Annotated in this window: 6 protein-coding genes; 1 reads left to right on the top strand and 5 read right to left on the bottom strand. The window is 73.4% G+C overall.

Annotated elements, in window-relative coordinates; genetic code table 11:
• Positions 1-299: 299 nt before the first annotated feature.
• From rsmA to rsmI, 5 genes are all read right to left on the bottom strand, one after another.
• Positions 300-1,166: a 16S rRNA (adenine(1518)-N(6)/adenine(1519)-N(6))-dimethyltransferase RsmA gene (gene rsmA, locus J5X86_RS07585; RefSeq protein WP_208515988.1), complete on the bottom strand. Its 867-nt coding sequence runs from the start codon at positions 1,164-1,166 to the stop codon at positions 300-302.
• A gap of 323 nt (positions 1,167-1,489) precedes the next feature.
• Complete coding sequence (locus tag J5X86_RS07580) at positions 1,490-2,689, bottom strand: ubiquitin-like domain-containing protein (protein WP_374229229.1); 1,200 nt, start codon at positions 2,687-2,689, stop codon at positions 1,490-1,492.
• Between the two features lie 130 nt (positions 2,690-2,819).
• Positions 2,820-3,740 (bottom strand): TatD family hydrolase, encoded by a 921-nt coding sequence (locus J5X86_RS07575; protein ID WP_208515987.1) that lies wholly within the window; start codon positions 3,738-3,740, stop codon positions 2,820-2,822.
• A gap of 134 nt (positions 3,741-3,874) precedes the next feature.
• Positions 3,875-4,369: a hypothetical protein gene (locus J5X86_RS07570; protein WP_208515986.1), complete on the bottom strand. Its 495-nt coding sequence runs from the start codon at positions 4,367-4,369 to the stop codon at positions 3,875-3,877.
• Positions 4,370-4,555: 186 nt separating this feature from the next.
• Complete coding sequence (rsmI, locus tag J5X86_RS07565) at positions 4,556-5,431, bottom strand: 16S rRNA (cytidine(1402)-2'-O)-methyltransferase (protein WP_137967114.1); 876 nt, start codon at positions 5,429-5,431, stop codon at positions 4,556-4,558.
• A 118-nt stretch (positions 5,432-5,549) separates the two neighbouring features.
• Between rsmI and J5X86_RS07560 the strand changes: the two genes are divergently transcribed.
• A complete protein-coding gene (locus tag J5X86_RS07560; RefSeq protein ID WP_208515985.1) occupies positions 5,550-7,328 on the top strand; it encodes a dolichyl-phosphate-mannose--protein mannosyltransferase in 1,779 nt (592 codons plus the stop codon).
• Positions 7,329-7,408: the final 80 nt, after the last annotated feature.

The following is a 7,408-nucleotide window of genomic DNA, read 5'->3' as shown; positions in this document are numbered from 1 at the left end:
GGGGCGGGGGGGGGGGGGGGGGGGGGGGGGGGCGGGGGGGGGCCCCGGGGGGGGGGGGGGGGGGGGGGGGGGCCCCCGGGGGGGGGGGGGGGCCTGCGGCGGGCTCTTTCCCCACCCCGCCCCTTCCCGTAACCGGGGCTCCGCCCCGGACCCCGCTCCTCAAACGCCGGAGGGGCTGGGTGATGGGGCACCTCGGCCCAGAGCCCCCTTCGAGCCCCGCCACGCGGCGGAGCCGCATATCGATGCCGCGGGAAGGGGCGGGGTGGGGAACGAGCCGGCCGCAGGCGGGGCGTGTGGGGTCAGGCCGCGGGGCGATGTTCGGCGATCGCGGCGAAGTCCTCCACCGTCAGCGATTCGCCGCGCGCCTGCGGCGAGACCCCGGCAGCCTTCAGTGCCTCCTCCGCGGCCCCCGCCGAACCGGCCCAGCCCGCGAGCGCCGCCCTGAGCGTCTTACGGCGCTGGGCGAACGCCGCGTCGACCACCGCGAAGACCTCTTCCCGGGTGGCGGTGGTGCGCAGGGGCTCGTCCCGGCGTACCAGCGAGACCAGGCCGGAGTCGACGTTCGGCGCGGGCCAGAAGACGTTGCGGCCGATCGCGCCCGCGCGCTTGACGTGGGCGTACCAGGCGGCCTTCACGGAGGGGACGCCGTAGACCTTGGAGCCGGGTGGGGCGGCGAGCCGGTCGGCGACCTCGGCCTGCACCATGACCAGGGTCCGCTCGATGCTCGGGAAGCGCCCGAGCATATGGAGCAGCACGGGCACGGCGACGTTGTAGGGCAGGTTGGCGACCAGGGCGGTCGGGGCGGGCCCCGGCAGTTCGGTCACCCGCAGGGCGTCGCGGTGCACCAGCGCGAAGTGGTCGGCGCGGTGCGGCAGCCGGGCCTCGACGGTCGCGGGGAGCGCGGCGGCGAGAACGTCGTCGATCTCGACGGCGGTGACCCGGTCGGCGGCCTCCAGCAGCGCGAGGGTCAGCGAGCCGAGCCCGGGGCCGACCTCGACGACCACGTCCTCGGGGCGCACCCCGGCGGTCCGGACGATCCGGCGGACCGTGTTGGCGTCGATGACGAAGTTCTGGCCGCGCTGCTTGGTCGGGCGTACGCCGAGCCGCGCCGCGAGTGCGCGGATATCGGCGGGGCCGAGCAGGACATCGGGGTCGGTGGTGCTCACCCGGGAAGTTTACGGCCGCTCTTCGGGGCCCCGGTTCACGGACGGGACAGGGCGTCCCCAGGCCCGGGATGATTGGTCTTGCCCGTTTCCGGCCCGGGCACCTCCCAGCGGTAGCCCCGGGAGGCCGAAGCGGCCCGGAGGCGAACCCCGGAGGCGAACCGAGCCCCCAGCCTCAGCAGGTCGGACGAAGTCCACTGCGGTTCGGCGGGTGCCCTGAAGGGGCGCGGGGCTGCATGGGATATGCGGCTCCGCCGCGGAGCGCGGCCGGCCACGATGGCGCCACGGACGACCGACGGCACGGCGCGGCACATCCAGCGGAGCGCTTAGTGCTGGAGCTTGCGCCCGCACGTCGGCCACGGCCCGGTGCCGCGCTGCTGGTAGAGCTTCTTGGCGCGGTAGGTCTGTTCGGCCGGGGGCGCGTCCTGGGGGCGGCCGTGGCCGCCGAGGTCGTGCCAGGTGCCCTGGTCGAGCTGGTAGAGGCCGCCGTAGCGGCCAGAGCCGTCGACCGCGTCCGCCCGGCCGCCCGATTCGCAGCGCGCCATCGCCCGCCAGTTGAGCCCGTCCGCCGGGCCCCCGACCTGCGCGGGCACGGTCATCGTGCCGACCCGCACGATCCTGGCCACCGGCGGCTTGACGATCTCGCTGCGGATCTTCCGCGGCCGCTGCCGTACGCCGTTGACGCTGCGCACCCGGTAGCTGGTGCGCAGGGTGCCCGGTTCGCCGGGCCGCTCCACGAGCTCGGTGCCCTTGGGGAGCGTGGGGTCGGCGCGGCGGACGGTGGTGAAGGGCACCGGCTCGTCCCGGATCTTCTTGCCGCCGGTGATCCGCATCACCTTCACCATCTGGCCGTCGCGCGGGAAGCTGTCCAGGGGGACGGAGGTGGTGTCCTCACCGCGCAGGGTGAGCCCGGCCGCGGTGAGGGCCTCGCCGACGGTGGCAGCGTTGGTGCGGACGGGGTGTTCGCGCCCGTCGGCGCGGAAGGTGACGGTGCGCTCGGTGCGGACGTGCAGGAGCAGGCCGCGGCTGGTGATGGCGGCGGAGCGGGAGGCGGAGAGATACGCGCCCTCGGCACGTACGCCCAGTTGGCGCAGTGCGCCGTCAACCGTGTGAGCGGTGGTCCACACCCGGCGGCGCTCCCCGTCGAGGGTGAGGGTGACCGGGCGGCCGTAGCGGACGGCGATCTCGTCGCCGTTGGCGAGCCGCTCCCCGGGCGCGGGGGCGACGATGTCGTGCTCGCCGACGCGGACGTCCTGGTCCGCCAGCAGCTCGCCCACGTCGTCGGCGTAGGTGTGCAGGATGCGCGCGTCGCCATCCACGCTGAGCCGTACGGCCTTGTCCTGGGCGACGAAGGCGGAGGTGCCGCCCGCCAGCGCGGCGACCACCATCGCCTGCGGCAGCAGCCGGCGCATCGGGTCGGTCCGGCCGGTGGCGCCGCGGCGGGCGGCTCGGCGGGCGGCGGCTCGGCCGCCCGAGACGCGGTGGCTGCCCCTACGGCTCACAAGAACACTCCCGTAACACTCCACAAGTCCACTGGTCAGGGCGTTGAGTCCGGGACTGTAGCGGAGTGGGGGTGACTCTCCAAAGCGAAGTCATCACACAGTGTGATCGGTCGCGTCGGATCGCCACCGCCCCTCACGAGGCGTCAGCGCCGCCTCAATAGCCGAAGACACGCGCCGTATTGGCCGCTACGGCGGTCGCCAGGGTGTCCTCGGGGACGTCCTTGACCTCGGCCATGGCCCGCAGCGTGAGCGGAATCAGATACGGAGCGTTAGGCCGTCCGCGGTAGGGGACGGGGGTCAGGAACGGCGCGTCGGTCTCGACGAGAACGAGGTCGAGCGGGGCGACGGCGAGGGCATCGCGCAGCGGCTGGGCGTTCTTGAAGGTGACGTTGCCCGCGAACGACATGTAGTAGCCGCGCTCGGCGCAGATCTTCGCCATGGCCGCGTCACCGGAGTAGCAGTGGAAGACGACGGTGTCGGGCGCGCCCTCCTCGGCGAGCACCCGCAGCACATCGTCGTGGGCCTCGCGGTCGTGGATGACCAGCGCCTTGCCGTGCTCCTTGGCGATGGCGATATGGCGGCGGAACGAGCGCTCTTGGGCGGCCATGCCCTCGGGGCCGGTGCGGAAGTAGTCCAGGCCGGTCTCGCCCACGCCCCGCACCTGGGGCAGGGCGGCCAGGGCCGCTATCTGGTCGAGGGCCGCGTCCAGGGCCGCGTCGCCGCCGGGCTGCCGCGCCCCCTGCCGGGACCAGCCGTCGGGGTCGCCGAGGACGATGCGCGGTGCCTCGTTGGGGTGCAGGGCCACGGTGGCCCAGACGCTCTCGTGCGCCGCCGCGGTCTCGGCCGCCCACCGGGACCCGGCCAGATCACATCCCACCTGGACGACGGTCGTCACGCCGACCGAGGCGGCCTTGGCCAGTGCCTCCTCGACCGTGCCCGGCTGCATGTCCAGGTGGGTGTGGGAATCGGCGACCGGGACCCGCAGGGGCTCCGGCGGCGGCGGGGGCGCGTCCTTTTCCTTTTGCGCGCCGCTCGCCTTGCCACTACCGCCGGGGGTCGATGCTGTTTTCGCCATGGTCGCGATTCTATGAATCCCGGTGAATGTGCGGTGAATCGCGTCCGGCCGCTCAGTTGACCCGCGCCCGGCTCAGGTGAACCGGCTCAGGTGAACCCGCTCATGTGAAACAGCTCATATGAACCGGAACCTACTCAGTCGCGGTGGTGCTGAAAGGGGTGCAGCAGATTCGCCAGATGCCAATGGTGCGCACGGCGTCGCGCGGGGCCCTCATTTTCCGGCGCGCCATCCGCCCCGGCGCCCGTCCCGGCGTCCGCCCCGTCCGCCCCCTCCGTCGCGCCGGTGCCCGCCTCCGGGCCCCGGGCGGTGTGCGGCCTCCCGCGCCGCGCACTCTCCAGGACCGAGGAGACCTGCCCCGAGCGCATGATCCGCACCAGATGCGCACCGCAGTTGACGCAGTCGGGGCTCGTCAGCGGGGACGGAACGCGCAGGCCGCCGGTGAAGTAGACGACGAAGGCCCGGCCCTCGCCGTCCACGTGGTGTTCGATGTCGTACGACCGCTCCCAGCCGTGCCCGCACTTCATGCAGGCGAAGGCGTACGCCTCGTGGGCCACCTCGCCGGGCCCGGCGGAGGGGGTGTGGGCGGCTATCGGATGAGCACCGCTCGAGGTTCCCGCTATATCGCTCATGGCAGCTCCTCTTGTCACACAGGACAAGTCTTCCGGGATGGGATCGCCCCAGGTCTTCCACACCCAGTGGACGCCTTTCCCGCCGCTACCGCATCGACTCTTCCCGCTCTTTGAGCGAGATTTGGCACCGGCCTTCCCAAAACCGGCATGGAGCTGCCCGGCTACTAACCTGCGCTTTGCCTTTCGCTACGGTGCTTTACCTTCTCGTGGCGCGCTTCCCGTCGCGTTCTTCGCCGCCACCACGGCGTCGAACACCTGCCGTTTGGGCAGCCCGGCCTCCTGCGCGACCGCCGCGATGGCCTCCTTACGGCGCTCACCGGCCTCCTCGCGCACCGCGACCCGGCGGGCCAGCTCGGCGGGGCCCGCCTCCTCGGGGCCGGGCGCGGGGGCGCCCTCGACCACGATGGTGATCTCGCCGCGCACGCCCTCCGCCGCCCAGGCGGCCAGCTCCGCCAGCGGGCCGCGCCGCACCTCCTCGTACGTCTTGGTCAGCTCCCGGCACACCGCGGCGCGGCGGTCCGGGCCGAACACCTCGGCCATGGCCGCCAGGGTGTCGTCCAGCCGGTGCGGGGCCTCGAACCAGACCAGGGTGCGGCGCTCGTCGGCGACCTCGCGCAGCCGCGTCAGCCGCTCCCCCGCCTTGCGCGGCGGGAACCCCTCGAAGCAGAAGCGGTCCACCGGCAGTCCCGACACGGCCAGGGCGGTGAGCACCGCGGACGGGCCCGGCACGGCGGTGACGGTGATCCCGCGCTCCACGGCGGCGGCGACCAGACGGTAGCCGGGGTCGGAGACCGACGGCATGCCGGCGTCGGTGACCAGCAGCACCCGGGCGCCCTCGGCCAGCGACTCGACCAGCTCGGGCGTGCGGGCCGACTCGTTGCCCTCGAAATAGGACACCACCCGCGCGGCCGGGCGCACGTCCAGGGCCTGGGTGAGGCGGCGCAGCCGCCGGGTGTCCTCGGCGGCGATCACGTCGGCGGCCGCGAGTTCGGCGGCCAGCCTCGGGGGCGCGTCCGCCGTGTCGCCGATGGGGGTCCCTGCCAGTACGAGCGTTCCAGTCACGCCCACCATCCTCGCAGCCGCCCGCGGCAGGCCCCGCGCGCCCGCCGCCCCGGGCACGAATCCCCGGTTCGCCGCCTTTCCCCACCACACTCACAGACCCCTTCCCTACGATGGCCCGGTGAGCAGTGACACCGCGACCCACGCCCAGCCGGGCAAAGCCACCGGCCAGCAGCAGCCGGCCTGGCAGCGCCGGCTGCGCCGCTTCGGATACGCGGGCCGGACCGGGCCCGGCGTACGGGAGCGGCTGGTCCCGCCGTACGCGGAGCCGGGCACCCGGCTCTGGGAGGTCTTCGGCGCGACCCCCTCGGCGGCGGCCAGAATCGCCCGCTGGAGCGGCTGGGGCGGGCCGCTGCTGGTCGCGCTGTGCGCCGGGCTGACCCGTTTCTGGCGGCTGGGCAGCCCGGACAACGTCATATTCGACGAGACGTACTACGCCAAGGACGCCTGGTCGATCTGGGAGTACGGCTACGAGGGCACCTGGCCGAAGGCCGCCAACGACCGGATCCTGGAGACCCCGCAGCACATCCCGCTCAGCGACGCGGCCTCGTATGTGGTGCACCCGCCGGTGGGCAAGTGGGTGATCGGCCTCGGCGAGCAGCTCTTCGGGCTGCACCCGTTCGGCTGGCGCTTCATGGTCGCGCTGCTCGGCACGGTCTCGGTGCTGATGCTGTGCCGGATCGGGCGGCGGCTGTTCCGGTCGACGTTCCTCGGCTGTCTGGCGGGCGCGCTGATGGCCGTGGACGGGCTGCACTACGTGATGAGCCGCACGGCGCTGCTCGACCTGGTCGTGATGTTCTTCGTGCTGGCCGCCTTCGGCTGCCTGCTCGTCGACCGGGACCAGGCGCGCGCCAGACTGGCGGCGGCGCTGCCGGCCGGTGAGGACGGCACGCCGCGGCCGGATCCGGCGGTCGCCCGGGGCCTGAAGCTGGGCGCGCGGCCGTGGCGCATCGCGGCCGGGGTGCTGCTGGGCCTGGCCATCGGCACCAAGTGGAACGGGCTGTATGTGCTGGCGGCCTTCGGTCTGATGGCCGTCCTGTGGGACGTGGGCAGCCGCCGTACGGCGGGCGCCCTCCGCCCCTACCGGGCGGTGCTGCGGCGCGATCTGGGCTGGGCGTTCGTCTCGCTGGTGCCTGTGGCGATCGTCACGTACATCGCCTCCTGGTCGGGCTGGTTCGCCTCGAGCGGCACCTTCGACCGGGGGCGCGGCTGGCAGCACAGCGGCTACTTCCGCCACTGGGCCGAATCGCGGAAGCCGGACGGCGGCGGCTATGGCACCGGCGGCGCCTTCGACTGGCTGCTCAACCCGCTGCGCAGCCTGTGGCACTACGAGTCCGAGGTCTACCAGTTCCACGTCAACCTGGACTCGCCGCATGTCTACCAGTCCAATCCGTGGAGCTGGATGGTGCAGTCCCGGCCGGTCTCGTACTTCTACGAGTCCCCGCGGGCCGGCCAGGAGGGCTGTCCCACGGACGCCGCCGAGAAGTGCGCCCGTGAGGTGCTGGCGCTCGGCACCCCGCTGCTGTGGTGGACGGCCTGTTTCGCGCTGCTGTACCTGCTGTTCCGGTGGGCGCTGCGGCGCGACTGGCGGGCGGGCGCGATTCTGTGCGGGATCGCGGCGGGCTATCTGCCGTGGTTCCTCTACCAGGACCGGACGATCTTCTCCTTCTACGCCGTCGTCTTCGTGCCGTTCCTGTGTCTGGCGGTGGCGATGATGATCGGCGCGCTGCTGGGGCCGCCGGGGGCGAGCGAGACCCGCCGGGTGATCGGCGCGGTCGGCTCGGGCGCGCTCGTCCTGCTGATCATCTGGAACTTCATCTACTTCTTCCCGCTCTACACGGGCCAGACGATGCCGATGGACTCCTGGCGTGCCCGGATGTGGCTGGATACCTGGATCTGATCCCCGGCCCGCCGTCCGGATCCGGCCCCCCGCCCCCGCGTCCCCCCTACGGTGAGGGCGCGGGGGCTTCTCTTGGTGCC

The organism is Streptomyces sp. NEAU-YJ-81 (assembly GCF_017592595.1).
Classification (GTDB): Bacteria; Actinomycetota; Actinomycetes; order Streptomycetales; family Streptomycetaceae; genus Streptomyces; species Streptomyces hygroscopicus_B.
Note: the sequence above shows the minus strand (reverse complement) of the source record. Positions and strands in the feature narration are given on the sequence as shown.

Excerpts from the sequence above, each read along its gene's own strand:
- J5X86_RS07570 (WP_208515986.1), bottom strand. The coding sequence starts at position 4,369 with ATGAGCGATATAGCGGGAACCTCGAGCGGTGCTCATCCGATAGCCGCC.
- J5X86_RS07575 (WP_208515987.1), bottom strand. The coding sequence starts at position 3,740 with ATGGCGAAAACAGCATCGACCCCCGGCGGTAGTGGCAAGGCGAGCGGC.